The following is a 15,377-nucleotide window of genomic DNA, read 5'->3' on the forward strand; positions in this document are numbered from 1 at the left end:
TATAGAAGTAGTCTTCATTTAATAATTAACAAAATAGTTCGAAATCTTAATTGTAGAATACTGAAATATCAACGAACGCTTAGTCCTATTGTGTGAGGATGCACGTGAGCAAAACGCTCACCGGCCGTCAAAATGACGCCGGAACACCTCGAATAGGAGCTACTTCGTTATGGCGCTGAACAGCATCAACACGAACAGCGGGGCCATGATCGCCCTGCAAAACCTGAACTCGACCAACAACGAACTGCAAGTCACCCAGCAGCGCATCAACACCGGCAAGAAGGTGGGCAGCGCCAAGGACAACGGCGCCATCTGGGCCATGTCCAAGAACCAGTCGGCCACGGCTTCGTCGCTGAACGCCGTCAAGGACTCGCTGCAGCGCGGTCAATCGACCATCGACGTGGCTCTGGCGGCCGGTGACACCATCACCGACCTGCTTGGCAAGATGAAGGAAAAGGCCCTGGCCGCTTCCGACACCTCGCTGAACACCTCGTCGTTCAACGCCCTGGTCTCGGACTTCAACTCGCTGAAGGACCAGATCACGAAGGCGGCCTCGAACGCCAAGTTCAACGGCATCAGCATCGCTGACGGCAGCACCGCCAACCTGACCTTCCTGGCCAACACCGATGGCTCGGGCTTCACGGTCAAGGCGCAGTCTCTGACCCTGGGCGGTCTGGGTCTGTCGGGTGTCGCGACCTTCGCCACGGCCAGCGCGGCCAAGTCGATGATCGCTACGATCGACAAGGCCATCGGCACCGCCACCAACAAGCTGGCGACCCTGGGTACGTCTTCGACGGGCCTGGACACCCACCTGACCTTCGTCGGCAAGCTGCAAGACAGCCTGGAAGCCGGCGTGGGCAACCTGGTGGACGCCGACCTGGCCAAGGAAAGCGCCAAGCTGCAGTCGCTGCAAACCAAGCAACAGCTGGGCATCCAGGCCCTGTCGATCGCGAACCAATCCAGTTCGTCGATCCTCAGCCTGTTCCGCTAAAGCTGACTTCGGCGATTTTGGTCGTCGAGAGGGGCGGGCCTTCGGGTCCGCCCTTTTTCTATGCCGCCAGTATTCGTGAAGTAGAATGAGTCTGATCGGACTCATGTTTGAGTCTGGTCAGACTCACCGTTAAAAGTATTTAACGCATTAGTTTGGTTGTTAAGAAAGTAACTACAACTCATAAAGGGTATTGAAAGGTCAGCGTCATAGTGTCGCGGTGGGTAAAATGCCCACCGGTCGTCAAAAAGACGCCGGAACACCTCGAATAGGAGTTGTTTCGTTATGGCGCTGAACAGCATCAACACGAACAGCGGGGCCATGATCGCCCTGCAGAACCTGAACTCGACCAACAGCGAACTGCAGGTCGTCCAGCAGCGCATCAACACCGGCAAGAAGGTCGGTAGCGCCAAGGACAACGGCGCCATCTGGGCCATGTCCAAGAACCAGTCGGCCACCGCCTCGTCGCTGAACGCCGTGAAGGACTCGCTGCAGCGCGGTCAGTCGACCATCGACGTGGCCCTGGCGGCCGGCGACACCATCACCGACCTGCTGGGCAAGATGAAGGAAAAGGCCCTGGCCGCTTCCGACACCTCGCTGAACACCTCGTCGTTCAACGCCCTGGTGTCGGACTTCGACTCGCTGCGTGTGCAGGTCGAGAAGGCCGCCACGAACGCCAAGTTCAACGGCATCAGCATCGCCGACGGCAAGACCAGCAACCTGATGTTCCTGGCCAACACCGATGGCTCGACCTTCACGGTCCAGGCGCAGTCGCTGACCCTGGCGGGTCTGGGCCTGGGCGTGACCGCGGTCCCGACCTTCACCAACGCCAGCGCGGCCAAGACGATGATCACCACCATCGACAAGGCTATCGGCACCGCCACCAACAAGCTGGCGTCGCTGGGCACGGCCTCGACCGGTCTGGACACCCACCTGACCTTCGTCGGCAAGCTGCAAGACAGCCTGGAAGCCGGCGTGGGCAACCTGGTGGACGCCGACCTGGCCAAGGAAAGCGCCAAGCTGCAATCGCTGCAGACCAAGCAGCAGCTGGGCATCCAGGCCCTGTCGATCGCGAACCAGTCGTCGTCGTCGATCCTGAGCCTGTTCCGCTAAGCCAAGAACACCGCGCGGCCGCGTAAAAGGTCGCTTGGAAAGACTGGGGCGAGCCGCGAGGCTCGCCCCTTTTTCGTGGCTGAGAGGTCGGTATCCACAGATCCGGAGAATCGTCTCAGTATAGCTTGAGTAAATAAAGTTCTATGCCGTGCGCGTCCGAGCAAATTCGGAGGTTGTCTTTTGGCAAGAGAAGCTGAAATCGAACGCGTCCGCAAAGATGAGGCGGTATGGCGCGCCGAAGTCCGTCGCCTCCTGACCCGGCATGAGGAGAGCTCGTTCACGGACTGGGAGCTGGATTTCCTCGATGGTTTGGATGGGCGAAAGCGCATCGACGAACTGAGCTATCGCCAGTGTGAAGTCATGCTGGGCATTCGCGACGACCTCGCGATCGTTTTTCACTACAAGGATGCGAGCGTCGGGTATTTGCTCAAAGCGGCCTACGAAGGGCGGCTCAACTACGACGATGACGACCGAGACTGGGTTGTGGCGTTGTACGCGGAAAATCCGGCCTCCATTCGCAAGAAGGCGGCGCGCAGACTTTGGGCGCTCGCCAAGCAAGCGGCCCAAGCCGAAGGTGAGGAAGACATTCTGGGCGACTAGTTAAACCAGGCCCGGCCCTTCTATCTTCAGCACCGGGGTGAAGGCTGGTCGCCGCTGGGGCAGCTCGACCGTCAGGCCGCTAGCCTCGCGGCGGAAGGGCAGGGGATCGTTTCCGCCCAGCAGGGTCACGCGCCGCACCTCGCCGGGCGCGGCTCCCAGGCTCTCGATCTTCAAGCTCCCCTCGGGCCAGGCCATCGGCAGGGCGTAGAGCGCGCCGGCTTTGGTGGTGAAGCGGATGTCGGCGGCCTCGAACGGCTTGGCGCCGCCTTCGTTCTGCATGCCCTCGACCAGCTTGGTCGGGCCCTCGCCGAACACGCGCCAAGGGCGGGTGGCGTAGATCGCCTCGCCATTGACCGCGATCCACGCGCCCATGTCGGCCAGGACCTTTTCTTCCTTGTCGTCGATCGAGCCGTCGCCGCGCTGGGGGATGGATAGCAAGAGGCATCCGTTCTTGCTGACCACGTCGATCAGCCGCTGGATAACGTCGCGGCCCGACTTGTAGCCGCCGCGTTCGTACAGCGGCCGGCTGTAGTGCCAATCGCCGATGCAGGTGTCGGTCTGCCAGGGCTCGGGCCGCAGTCGGTCGGAGAAGCCGCGCTCGACATCCTCGACGATGGCCCGGCGTTGCAGCGGCGACAGCTTCTTGCCCGTCACCACGACGTCGCCGCCGTGGCGATTGTAGTAGTGCGCCGTCGCGTCCAGCCCCGCCTGGCCCAGCGGCAGGCCGTAGTTGTCGAAATAGACCAGGTCGGGCCGGTAGCGGTCCACGAGGTCGTTCTGGCGATCCAGCCAGTTCTTCACGAAGCCCGGATTGTTCGGCGGCGGGGTCTCCAGCCATTCGCCGTCGTGCTTGTCGTGCCAGGCGTTGGCGGCCTTGATGGTGTCGATCCCGTCGGGGATGACCATGTTGCGGCCCGTGTAGAGCGCCTGCGGATCCAGCCCCTGCCACCACTGACCCTTGCCGTCGGCCTTGGTCAAGTTGAAGGCGTCGTAGCGCTGGCCTTTGCGCGGGCCCTCGGCGTCGTAGCCATAGGCCGTCTGCCACCAGTGCCAGGCGTGGGCGCCGTGGTTGGACACGCCAAACTTCAGGCCATGCGCCCGGGCGACCTTGGCCCAGGTCCCGACGATGTCGCGCCGGGGGCCGACCCGCGTGGTGTTCCAGGCGTGGTGGCGGCTGTCGAACATGTCGAGGTTGTCGTGGTGGTTGGCCATCGACATGAAGTATTTCGCGCCGGCGGCGACATACTTCTTCATCAGGTCCTGCGGATCCCAGCGGTCGGCTTTCCAGCGCGGGATGAACTGCATGAAGCCGAAGTCGGCCGGGTGACCGTAGGTCTTCAGGTGGTGCTCGTAGACCTTGTTGCCCTGCTGGTACATCTGCCGGCCGTACCAGTCGCCGAACTCGGGCACGCACTGCGGCCCCCAGTGCGACCAGATGCCGAGCTTGGCGTCGCGGAACCACTCGGGGACCTGGTAGCCGGCGGCTAGCGAGTCCCAGGAGGGCTGGAAGCGCTGAGCGGCGAGGGCGGGGCTGGCGGAGAGCGCGGCGGTCGCCGCCAGCATGTCGCGTCGGGTGAAGGTCATCGGCGCACCGGGCTCAGATGGATGACGCCGCCGCCGCTGGGGGCGAGCGCGAGGGTCAGGGCCGTCTTGCTCGTCACCGCCTGGCTGCGGGTCTTCAGCGCCGTGGGTTCGGCGCCGTCCTCGCGGATCTCGGCCTTGAAGCTGCCCGCGCCCAGGAAGCCCAGCGGGACTTTCACTGTCCGACCGGTCTCGTTGGTCATGGCCCCGACCCACCAGTCGTCGCCCTTGCGGCGGGCGATGACGATGGACTGGCCGATCTCGCCCGACAGCACGCGGGTCTCGTCCCAGCTGGTTGGCACGGCGCTGATGAAGTCGAGCCCGGCGGGCGAGGCGGCGTAGCTCAAGGGGCTGTCGCTGACCATGGTCAGCGGGCTGTCGAACACCACATACATGGCCAGCGCCTGGCCGCGCGTGGTCTGCACGGTGGGCAGCAGGAACTGGTCCTTGAAGTCTTGCGGCCGCACGTTCCGGAAGCCGCCGGGCGTGTAGTCCATCGGCCCCAGCAGCATCCGCGTGAAGGGCAGGGTGACGTTGTGAGTGGCAGTCACGCGGCTGCTCCACTTGTTGTACTCCGCCCCCAGTACGCCCTCCTGGGTGACATAGTGCGGATAGGTCCGGATCAGGCCCGTCGGGCGATAGGCGCCGTGCAGGTCGACCATCAGCTTGTGCTGACCGGCCTTCTCCAGCAGGCGGTGGTAGTAGTCGACGATTTGCTGGTCGTCGCGGTCCATGAAGTCGACCTTGATCCCCTTCACGCCCCACTTTTCGTAGGCCGCCAAGGCCTCGTCCATCTGGTCGTCCAGGGCCTTCCATTGGACCCAGACCATGATGCCTACGCCTCGCTCGCGGCCGTAGGCGACCAGCTCTGGCAAGTTGATCGCCGGGATCGAGCGGGTAACGTCCGTGCCGGGAAGAATTCGCGGCGCTTGGCCGGAGCCGGCGTACCAACCGTCGTCGATCAGCATGTACTCCAGCTTGTTGGCGGCCGCGAAGTCGATGAAGCCCTTTATCGTCGCGTCGTTCATGCCCTCGGCCCCGGCGACCTTGGAGCCGTTCCACCAATCCCAGGCGGCCTTGCCGGGCTTGATCCAGCTGGTGTCGGTCAGAGCGGTAGGCGGGTTCAGGCTGGTCATCAGGTTCGAGCTGACCAGGTCGCCCGGCGTGTCGCCCATCATCACCACGCGCCAGGACGAGACGGTGTCCGTCCCAATCCGCGTGGTCACCGCCTTGGCCGGATCGTCCAGGCGCGGCGACAGTTTGGCTTGCAGGCCCAGGCCACCGTCCTCGCGGCCGGTCAGGTACAGGCCGGCCCAGTTCTTGAGGTCTGCCTCGGCCAGGGCGAAGGCCGCGGTCTTGGTCTGGCAGACCACTGGCAGCTCGTAGAGCGCCGAGGCCCGGAAGCTCTTCGCCGGGATCGGATCGTACTCACCCTCGTGCGAGGTGCCAAAGCGCCCCAGGTTCAGCGCCCAGCAGCGCTCGTCACCGGACAGCGCGAACTTGGTCTCCTCGCCGCGCACCGCCACGCCGGCCAGATTCGGCTGGTCGGGTAGCACGTAGCGGAAGGCGACGCCGTCGTCATAGGCGCGGGCGATGATTTTCAGCCGCCGCTGCAGGCCGGTCGTTTCGAGAAATTCTACGGTCGTCTCGGCGTAGCGATCCCGCACCGTCCGGGTCTTGCCGACGACCAGGTCATAGGTTTCGTCGACCTTGCGGGTGCTCACGCCAGCGATCTTCAGGTTGCGCGACAGCAGCCCGCCCTTGTCCAGGATCAGCCCCAGGGGCGAGGGCGCGACCAGGGTCTGGCCCTTGAACTTCAACGAGAAATTGGCCTGACCACTTTCATCCGAAATACGGATTTCTGTCTGGCCGCCTGGCGAGGTCACGACCTGCTCGGCGGCCTGCGCGCAGCCTGCGGCGGCGCTGAACAGGGTGGCTGCTGTTAGCGCTGTCAAAAAATAGCCGGATGGCTTCATGAGGAGTTCCCAACCCGAGTTTCTTCTGCGTATTTGTCATACAAACTAAGCGGGCTATGGATCGCCGTCCAGGGGTATGACAACGTTGTCCCAGTCGAACTTGGCGACAACGAAAGAAGAGTTGGGGAGTATGAACACCAGGACCCTGTGCGTCGCCTTGTTGGCGTCGACCGTTCTGTCCGGCGTGGCCGCCGCGCAGACGGGCCCGCAGAACACCGCCAATCCCGCCAACTGGCCCGCGGCCAAGAGCCAGGGCCTGGTCGATCCGGCCACCGAGGCCTTCGTCGATAGTCTCCTGACCAAGCTGACCTTGGAAGAGAAGGTCGGCCAGCTGATCCAGGCCGACATCGGCCAGATCAAGCCCGAGGAGCTGAAGACCTATCCGCTGGGCTCGATCCTGGGCGGGGGCAGCTCGCCGCCGCTGGGCGCGCCCGACCGCTCGCCGCAGAAGCCGTGGGTCGACACCGCTAAGGCCTTCCGTGAGGGCGCGGCGCAGCGCGAGGGCGGGACGCACATCCCGCTGATGTTCGGCATCGACGCGGTGCACGGCAACAACAACGTCGTCGGCGCGACCCTCTTCCCGCACAACATCGCCCTGGGCGCGGCGCACGATCCCGAGCTGATCCGTCGCATCGGCAAGGCCACCGCGTTCGAGACCTCGGCCGCCGGCTTCGACTGGGCGTTCGGCCCGACCCTGGCCGTGCCGCGCGACGACCGCTGGGGCCGCGCCTATGAGGGCTATTCCGAGGATCCCCTCATCGTCCGCCAATATGCCGGCGAGATGATCCTGGGCCTGCAGGGCGCTGTCTCTCAGGGCGGCGTCATCCAGCAGGGCCACGTGGCCGCCAGCGCCAAGCACTTCCTGGGCGACGGCGGCACCGAGAACGGCGTCGATCAGGGCAACACCAAGGTGTCGGAGGCCGACCTCGTCCGCCTGCACGCCCAGGGCTATGTGCCGGCGATCAACGCCGGGACCCTGACGATCATGGCCTCGTTCAACAGCTGGAACGGCGTCAAGATGCACGGCAACAAGAGCCTGCTGACCGACGTGCTGAAGGGCAAGATGGGCTTCGACGGCTTCGTCGTCGGCGACTGGAACGGCCACGGCCAGGTGACGGGCTGCAAGCCCACCGACTGCCCGCAGTCGATCAATGCCGGCCTGGACATGTTCATGGCCCCCGACAGCTGGAAGGCCCTCTACGCCAACACCCTGGCCGAGGTGAAGTCGGGCGTGATCCCGATGGCCCGCCTGGACGACGCGGTGCGCCGCATCCTGCGGGTGAAGGCCAAGATGGGCTTGTTCCAGGCCGCCCGTCCCTATGAGGGCCGTGAGGGCGTGATCGGCAATGCCGAGCACCGCGCCGTCGCCCGCGAGGCGGTGCGCAAGTCGCTGGTGCTGCTGAAGAACAACGGCATCCTGCCGGTCAAGGCCAGCGCGAACGTGCTGGTCGCCGGCTCGGGCGCGGACGACATCGGCAAGCAGTCGGGCGGCTGGACCCTGTCGTGGCAGGGCACGGGCAACACCAATGCCGACTTCCCCAATGCGGAGTCGATCTATGCCGGCGTGAAGACCGCGGTCGAGGCCGGCGGCGGTTCGGCCGCGCTCTCGGTCGATGGTTCGTTCGACAAGAAGCCCGACGTCGCCATCGTTGTCTTTGGAGAAAATCCGTATGCGGAAGGTGTTGGCGACCTGAAGACCACGCTGGAGTACCAGCCGGGCGCCAAGACCGACCTGGCCTTGCTCAAGAGCCTGAAGGCCAAGGGCGTGCCGGTGGTGGCCGTGTTCCTGTCGGGCCGTCCGCTGTGGGTGAACCCCGAGATCAACGCCTCGGACGCCTTCGTGGCCGCCTGGCTGCCGGGCTCGGAAGGCGGCGGGATCGCCGACGTGCTGGTCGGCGACAAGGCCGGCAAGCCGCGCACCGACTTCCACGGCAAGCTGTCGTTTAGCTGGCCCAAGACCGCCGCCCAATTCAGCCTGAACAAGGGCGACAAGGGTTATGATCCGCTGTTCGCCTATGGCTATGGCCTGAGCTACGCGCGTCCGGGCAAGGTGGCCAAGCTGTCGGAAGTCTCGGGCGTCAAGCCGGTGGCCGACAACGCCGTGAACTACTTCGTGGGCGGCAAGACCCCGCCGCCGTTCGAGTTCAAGGCCTCGCCCTCGTCGTCGGTGCAGATCGCCCCGGTCGACGCCGGCAACGTCCAGGAAGCTGGCCGCCAGATCACCTATGCCGGCGACAAGCTGGGCCGGGCGACGATCGTCGGCGAGAAGCCGCTGGACCTGTCGTTCCAGACCAATGCCGACATGGCGCTGGCCTTCGAGTACCGCATCGACGTCCTGCCGACCAAGCCGGTGATCCTGGCCATCGGCGCGGGCAAGCTGGACGCCACCCCGCCGGCCGGAACCCCGACCGGCCAGTGGGCCAGCGTCAAGATCCCGCTGAAGTGCTTCCAGGCCGCCGGGACCGACGTGACCAAGGTGGTCGCGCCGTTCGACCTGGGCACGGCCGGGACCTTCCAGGTCTCGATCGCCAACGTGAAACTGACGGCCGACCCCGCCGGGGCGGTCTGTCCGCCGAAAGCGCAGTAAAAGATGGAGCAGGGATGCGGTTGAAAATTCTGGCCCTAGCGGCCGCGTCCCTGCTTGCCAGCCCGGCCCTTGCCGGCCCTCTGGCCTCCGTCTTCAGCGACCATGCGGTGTTGCAGCGCGACCAGCCCATCCGGGTGTGGGGCCGCGCGGCGCCGAACGCGACGGTTAGCGTCGATCTCTCCGGAGCCGGCGTCAGCTCTACGGCCGGCGGCGATGGCCGCTGGAGCGTCGTGTTGCCGGCGCGTCCGGGCGGCGGTCCGGCCCTGACCCTGACGGTCCAGGCGGGCGCTGAGCGCCAGGTCGTCTCCGACCTCGTCATGGGCGATGTCTGGCTGTGCTCAGGCCAGTCGAACATGGAATATCCGCTGCGCCGCACTCTGGCCGGCGACAGCGAGGTGGCCGCCGCGGCCGACCCCAATATCCGCCTGCTGCAGACCGGCAAGATCAGCCAGCCCGCGCCGCAGGAGACCCTGCCGGCCAGCGTCGTCTGGAAGGCCGCCACGCCCACGAGCGCGGCCGAGTTCAGCGCCGCCTGCTTCTTCCTGGGCAAGGATCTGCGCAAGTCGACCAACGTCCCGATCGGCCTGATCGACGCCACCTGGGGTGGGTCGGTGATCCAGGACTGGATCAGCCGCGAGGGGCTGGCTGCGCTGAAGACCTATGACGAGGGCCTGACGGTCCTCGACGACTACGCCCGCGACCCGGTGGTGGGCCAGGCCAAGTGGGCGGGGATGCTGGACCGCTGGGCGGGGGCCAAGCTGGGCGCGGCCAATGATGGCATGCGGCCGGACCTGGACGACCGGGCCTGGAAGACCGTGCCGATGGAGAACTTCTGGGAGAACTACCCCGGCCTCGAAGGCTTCGACGGCGTCGTCTGGCTGCGCACCGAGATCACCCTGACCAAGGCCCAGGCGTCCCAAGGCGCGACCCTGGCCTTGGGGCCAGTCGACGACATGGACACCACCTTCGTCAACGGCCGCGAAGTGGGCGCGACCCAGAGCTGGAACGGGCCTCGGAACTACAGGATCGCGCCGGGCGTGCTGAAGGCCGGCCGCAACGTGCTGGCCGTCCGCGCCATCGACACGGGCGGCGGCGGCGGGACCTGGGGTAAGGCGGTTGAGAAGGGCCTTCGCTTTGACGATGGCAGCGTCGTGCCGCTCAGCGGTACCTGGCGCTACAAGATCGCCGCGCCGCTGTCGCAGACCGCCCTGCCGCCCAACGCGCCGTGGCTCGGGGCCAGCGGTCTCTCGACTCTGCGCAACGGCATGATCGCGCCGCTGGTCCCGTACGGCCTCAAGGGCTTTGCCTGGTACCAGGGCGAGGCCAATGTCACCGAGGCGGCGGAGTACGCCCGCCTGATGCCGGCCATGATCGCCGACTGGCGCAGGGCGTTTGGGGCGCAGCCGTTCCTGCTGGTGCAGCTGGCCGCGTTCGGGGCGCAGAAGCCCGGCGTGGCGAACTCCGACTGGGCCGCCCTGCGCGACGTCCAGCGCCGGGTGGCGGCGGCCGATCCGCAGGTCGGCATGGCCAGCGCGGTCGACATCGGCTCGCCCTACGACATCCACCCGGCGGACAAGACGCGGGTGGGGCAGCGGTTGGGCCTGCTGGCGCGGAAGATCGCCTATGGCGAGGCCGTACTGGCGGCCGGCCCGGCGCCGCTCTCGGCCCGCCGCGATGGCGCGGACGTCGTGGTGACCCTGGACCAGCCGGCGGTCGTCTACGGCGCGGCGCGGCCGATCGGCTTTGAGCTGTGCGACACGACCTGCCGCTTCGTCGACGCGACCGTGGAGGGGGCGACCATCCGCCTCGCCGGCGGCGCCGGCGCGACCAAGGTCCGCTACGCCTGGGCCGACAGTCCGATCATCAACCTGTTCGGCGCGACGGGCCTGCCGGCGACGCCGTTCGAAATCACCATCCCATAACCACCGTCATCCCGCGCTTTATGCGCGGGACCCATTTGTCCGCCGCAGGTGAAGTACGGGCTTACGCTTTCACGTAGAAGCTGAACCATGGGTCCCGCGCATAAAGCGCGGGATGACGGGATGTGGGGTAGCGGTGAAGGTTAAAAGCTTCACAACAGTTTTCGTGGTTACCCCGCCGTTAACCAGCAACCTCTTGTTAGCACTGACATTTCGCTCTCAGTCAGGAGCGTTTCAGTGACCTTCGAAGAGCGTCAGGCATGGATCGGTTTGTGGGAGGCGGTGTTCGGCGAGCCGCCGCCCATCGAGGCCGCGCCCGACGTGACCGCAAGAATCCTCGTCGAGCACCTGCCGCCCCTGCCGCCCTTCGAGTTTAAGTCCCGAACTGAGTGAACGGCACGCGGTTGAAGAACTCCCGCTCGGCCCCGCGCGGGTCGTCTTCCAGCCTCGAGGTGTTGTCGAACACCATCGTCTGGCGACGAGGCAGGGTGTAGGGCTCCCACTTGGGCAGGGTCCCGCCATTGGGATCGCCCGTGGCGGCGAAGCGCACGAAGGCGTCGCTCATCGTGTTCGACATCGCCACCGACTCCGGACCCGTCCCGACGATCGAGCCCTTGGCGTCCAGCGTGCCGAACACCAGGCCGATGTCGATGGTGTGCGGCGCGCCGAAGATGCCGCCGTCCTTGGGCGATTTCCAATTGACCTGGTAGGCGAAGGCCGGCGCGCCGGCCTTGGCGCGTTCCTCGTCCTGAATGATTGCCGCCTTCCACGAACGGCCGGCCGTCGAGGCGGCGAAATAGACGTCCGACGGCGAATAGTTCGGATAGGTCTGGCGGTAGAAGGCGATCACCGTCTCGGGATCGATGTCGATGCGGCCGGCGAACTGACTGGGCAGCTTGGCCAGCACCTCGTCCCAGGTCTTGGGGAACACCTTGGCGTCGAAGCCGATGAAGCCCTTGGTCTCGTCGTGGGTGTTGCCGCACATCATCGGCACCGACAGGCCCACCGGCGAGGCGTCGGGGAAGAACGGGTGGCGGGTCAGGCTGCGCTCGTCCAGCACGGGGCCCATATAGACCGAGCCCTGGCCGGCGATCGGGTCGGTGGCGCGCAGGCCCTCGACCATCTTGTCGACCGGCAGGGCGCGCAGGGCGGCCAGGTCCTTGGCGCCCGTCTTGTCCATGAAAGCCTTGGCGCGCTTGGTGGCGTTGAACGGGCCGCCGGCGGTGACCTGCTGGCCGCTCATGGTGGCGGCGCGATGCAGCAGGCCCTTGGCGGCCGGCATGGCCATCAGGGTGGCGATCTTGGCGCCGCCGCCCGATTGCCCGAACAGCATCACCCGTTCCGGATCGCCGCCGAACTGGGCGATGTTGTCCCGCACCCATTGCAGGGCGAGCACCAGGTCCAGCTGGCCGTTGTTGCCGCTGTCGGCCACCGACGGATCGTTGAACAGGCGCGCCAGGTACAGGTAGCCGAAAGCGTTCAGGCGGTGGTTCACGGTGACCACCACCACGTCGCTGCGCTTGGCCAGCTTGGTCCCTTCGTACCAGGGGCTCGAGCCCGAGCCGGTGTTGTAGGCGCCGCCGTGGATGTAGAACATCACCGGGCGCTTGCCGCCGTCCGCGAGACTGTCCTTCTTCGCCTTCGCCGGGGTCCAGACGTTGAGGAACAGGCAGTCCTCGGACTGGACCTCGTCCTCGCCCTTACCCTGCGGGCACGAGGCGCCATAGGTCTGGGCGTCCTTCACGTCGGTCCACGGCTCGGGCTTGATCGGCGGCATGAAGCGGCGGGCGCCGCCGGTGTCCTGGCCGTAGCGCAGGCCCTTGAACACGCTGACTTCGCCGTCGACATAGCCGCGTACCTTGCCGGCGGTGGTCTTGATGACCGGCGAGCGCTTCTCGGCCGCGGCATAGCTCGCGCCCGGCAGGGCGGCGAAGGCGGCCAGGGCGGCGGCCCCGGTGATCAGGGTGCGGCGGTTCTGAACGGTGTCCACGAGGCTTCCTCCGGCGCGTCTAACGCACGATTTGCCGGTAGCGGTAGCATGGGTGACACCGGTGACAATCCACTATTTCAGACGTTTGGGCAGGGATGCCCGCGCAGGCAGCTGACCGAGGCCGGGTCACCCTGGGCGACGATCCGGGCGCGCACGGCCGCCCATTCCGGCGCGAGTTCGGTCCACGGAACGCGACGTAGGGCAGCGGCGGCCGCCTCAGTGCGAGCCTGCTGCTCGGGCGTCAGCTTGGCCCAGGCCGCGTCGCGACGGGCGGCGAAGCGGACCGGCTGCGTACGGGCCAGGTCGGCCAGCAGGGTGTAGTTATCCACAGGGTCGGGCAGGGCGCTGAGCAGATCCTCGCGGCAGCCGTTGCCGCTGGCCCGCAGGCACAGCACGGCCAGCCGCCGGCCAAGATCCGGATCGACCGGATACTGGTGCCGGCCGCCGCGGATATAGGTCGCCAGCATCGACAACCCGCCGACCTCGCCCCGCGCGGCGGCCTGCTCGATCAGGTCCAGGGTCTTGGCCCGATTGCGCTGGATGGCCGCGAAGCTGCCGTCGCCCTTGTCGTGCCAGGTCTCCATCATCAGCTCCAGCTGCGCGCCGGGATCGCCCAGGGCGGCGGCGCAGTGCATCAGCCGGGTCCACTGGACGGGATCGGCGAAGCCGGAGTCGGCCGACTGGTACTGCCGGGCGAGGGCGAAGATGGCGCTGACATTGCCGTGCTCGGCCAAGGGCTTCAGGGCGGCGAAGCGGTCCTGGTGATAGCGGCGCTGCAGAGACAGGAAGGTCTCGCCCGCCGCGCCCTGGTCGAGCGCCTTCATCCGGGCATCGTGGGCGGCGGCGACCGGGGCGACGGCGCGCGCCATCTCGGCCTGGTCGGCGGCCCGGTCGCGCGGAGCGGCCGGGGCGCAAGGGAGGGCCAGCGCGGCGGCCAGGGCGAGGGCGGGGAACATGCGCTCTAGGCCTTCGGGTCCTGGAACACGATCGGCAGGCGGATCACGCCGCCGGCGGTCGGTTTGCCGTCGCGATCCTCGGGGGCCATCTGGAAGTGGCGGGCCAGCTTGATGGTGGCCTCGCCGAAGCCGTACTGCGCCGGGTCTTCCTGGCGGACCAGGCAGTTCTCCAGCCGGCCTTCGGCGGTGATCGAGCAGTCGATCAGCACCCGGGCGGCGGTGACGCCGGCCTCATGCGCGGCTTCGGGATAGTAGCGGGCCATGTCCTCGCCGCCCGGACGCTGGGTCCAGACCGGCAGGCGGACGGTCGGTTCGGGCGCGTTGGCGGCCCACACCGCGCCGGCGGCGGCCAGGCCCAGCGTCCCGATCAGCAGGGCGCCCAGGGTCTTGCGGGCGGGCGTCGTGGAGGTGTTCTGCAACATCGTCAGTCTCTCCTTCAGGGGATGGACGCCGACGGCGGGCCAGTGGCAGCCGAACGGGGCGGACAAGGGGGTAAGGGCGCTGCCGAGCAGGGTCTCGGCGTAAAGGCGCGCGGCGTCGGGATGGCGCTCGACCACGGCGGCGTCGCAGGCGATCTCCTGGTCGATGCGCAGCGACTTGGCGGCGACGTGGACCAGCGGGTTGAACCAGGCCAGGCACCGCACGGCGACGACCAGGGCGTTCACGGCCGCGTCGCCGCGCGCCAGGTGGACGCGCTCGTGGGCCAGGACCAGATCGCGGGCGGGACCCTGGAAGCGGGCCTCGAAGTCGGCCGGCGCGACGATCCGGGGCCGCAGGGCGCCCAGCAGCATCGGTCCGGCGCCGGTGTGCTGGCCCAGCAGCAGCGTACGGTCGCCGGGAGAGGGCGCCAGGCGGCCCAGGCTCTTCACGAACCGTGCCTGGCGCAGGGCGAACAACGCCGCCGCCGCCAGCGCGCCGACGAGCCATAGCGCCGTCAGGATCTCCGAGACCTTGTGGACCTGACGCGAGACCGGCCGCACCGACCAGGCGGCGTCGGCGGCCAGGGTGACCACCGGGGCCATGGCCCCGGACGGTACAGGCGCGGGCAGCAGCGCCGCGACCACGCACAGCGGCGCGACCAGCCACAGGCGATAGGCGGCCAGCGGACCGAGCGTTCGCCGGACGGGTCGGCGCAGGGCCAGGACCAGCAGCACGCCGACCGTCAGGGCCAGCTCGCCACGAATGAGCAGGGTGAGCAGGGCGTCGTTCATTTGCCGATCTTCTCGATCAGCGCCTTGAGGTCGGCGACGTCCTGCTCGCTCAGCTTGTCGCTGTCGGAGAAGTGGGCCACCAGCGGCGCCAGCCGGCCGTCGAACAATCGGTCCAAGAGGCCCTGGCTCTCGCTGCCGACATAGGCCTCGCGGGTGACCAGCGGTGAATACAGATAGCGCCGACCCTCGGCGGTCGCGCCGATGGCCTTCTTCTTCAAGAGGCGGCTGATCAGCACCTTCACGGTGCCCTCGGTCCAGGCGTTGGGCTCGCCGACCTCGGCCATGATGGCCTCGGACGTCAGGGGACTGCGCCGCCACAGCGCCTCCATCACCACACTCTCGGCCGCGCTGATCTTCATGTCCGCCTCATCGATGACAGGTGTCAACGAGTCGATGTTGACACCTGTCATCGTGAGCGTCAAGCGGCGACGTCGGGCGGAAAATAGGAGCACCCCT

12 protein-coding genes are annotated in these 15,377 nt (G+C 67.0%); 6 read left to right on the top strand and 6 right to left on the bottom strand.

Annotation, left to right across the window (positions count from 1 at the left end; genetic code table 11):
* Positions 1-169: 169 nt before the first annotated feature.
* The 3 genes from AC1RRR_RS15705 to AC1RRR_RS15715 all read left to right on the top strand — a co-directional run bounded on the left by AC1RRR_RS15705 (position 170) and on the right by AC1RRR_RS15715 (position 2,701).
* A complete protein-coding gene (locus AC1RRR_RS15705) occupies positions 170-991 on the top strand; it encodes a flagellin (protein WP_492814477.1) in 822 nt (273 codons plus the stop codon).
* A 282-nt stretch (positions 992-1,273) separates the two neighbouring features.
* Positions 1,274-2,101, top strand: coding sequence for a flagellin (locus AC1RRR_RS15710; RefSeq protein WP_492814479.1), 828 nt, complete (start codon positions 1,274-1,276; stop codon positions 2,099-2,101).
* 180 nt (positions 2,102-2,281) lie between these two features.
* A complete protein-coding gene (locus tag AC1RRR_RS15715) occupies positions 2,282-2,701 on the top strand; it encodes a hypothetical protein (protein ID WP_492814481.1) in 420 nt (139 codons plus the stop codon).
* Here AC1RRR_RS15715 and AC1RRR_RS15720 read toward each other — a convergent pair whose 3' ends face one another.
* The gene (locus AC1RRR_RS15720) at positions 2,702-4,285 is read right to left on the bottom strand and encodes an alpha-L-fucosidase (RefSeq protein WP_492814483.1); all 1,584 of its coding nucleotides are present in this window, start codon (positions 4,283-4,285) and stop codon (positions 2,702-2,704) included.
* The gene (locus AC1RRR_RS15725; protein WP_492814485.1) at positions 4,282-6,258 is read right to left on the bottom strand and encodes a glycoside hydrolase family 97 protein; all 1,977 of its coding nucleotides are present in this window, start codon (positions 6,256-6,258) and stop codon (positions 4,282-4,284) included. The genes AC1RRR_RS15720 and AC1RRR_RS15725 overlap by 4 nt, the downstream gene beginning before the upstream one ends.
* Positions 6,259-6,379: 121 nt before the next feature.
* On the opposite strand from AC1RRR_RS15725, the gene AC1RRR_RS15730 reads away from it, so the two are divergent.
* The 3 genes from AC1RRR_RS15730 to AC1RRR_RS15740 all read left to right on the top strand — a co-directional run bounded on the left by AC1RRR_RS15730 (position 6,380) and on the right by AC1RRR_RS15740 (position 11,157).
* Positions 6,380-8,845: a glycoside hydrolase family 3 protein gene (locus AC1RRR_RS15730; RefSeq protein WP_492814487.1), complete on the top strand. Its 2,466-nt coding sequence runs from the start codon at positions 6,380-6,382 to the stop codon at positions 8,843-8,845.
* A gap of 14 nt (positions 8,846-8,859) precedes the next feature.
* A complete protein-coding gene (locus AC1RRR_RS15735) occupies positions 8,860-10,767 on the top strand; it encodes a sialate O-acetylesterase (protein WP_492814489.1) in 1,908 nt (635 codons plus the stop codon).
* A gap of 234 nt (positions 10,768-11,001) precedes the next feature.
* A complete protein-coding gene (locus tag AC1RRR_RS15740) occupies positions 11,002-11,157 on the top strand; it encodes a hypothetical protein (RefSeq protein WP_492814491.1) in 156 nt (51 codons plus the stop codon).
* Here the strand turns inward: AC1RRR_RS15740 and AC1RRR_RS15745 are convergent.
* From AC1RRR_RS15745 to AC1RRR_RS15760, 4 genes are all read right to left on the bottom strand, one after another.
* The gene (locus AC1RRR_RS15745) at positions 11,138-12,754 is read right to left on the bottom strand and encodes a carboxylesterase/lipase family protein (protein WP_492814493.1); all 1,617 of its coding nucleotides are present in this window, start codon (positions 12,752-12,754) and stop codon (positions 11,138-11,140) included. The genes AC1RRR_RS15740 and AC1RRR_RS15745 overlap by 20 nt on opposite strands.
* Before the next feature lie 77 nt (positions 12,755-12,831).
* The gene (locus AC1RRR_RS15750; RefSeq protein WP_492814495.1) at positions 12,832-13,710 is read right to left on the bottom strand and encodes an SEL1-like repeat protein; all 879 of its coding nucleotides are present in this window, start codon (positions 13,708-13,710) and stop codon (positions 12,832-12,834) included.
* Positions 13,711-13,715: 5 nt separating this feature from the next.
* Entirely contained in the window at positions 13,716-14,921 is a 1,206-nt protein-coding gene (locus tag AC1RRR_RS15755) for a TonB family protein (RefSeq protein ID WP_492814497.1), read from the bottom strand.
* Positions 14,918-15,280: a BlaI/MecI/CopY family transcriptional regulator gene (locus tag AC1RRR_RS15760; RefSeq protein WP_492814499.1), complete on the bottom strand. Its 363-nt coding sequence runs from the start codon at positions 15,278-15,280 to the stop codon at positions 14,918-14,920. Before AC1RRR_RS15760 ends, AC1RRR_RS15755 begins: the two co-directional genes overlap by 4 nt.
* Between the last annotated feature and the right edge of the window lie 97 nt (positions 15,281-15,377).

Source organism: Caulobacter sp. GW821-FHT12D05 (genome assembly GCF_058807295.1).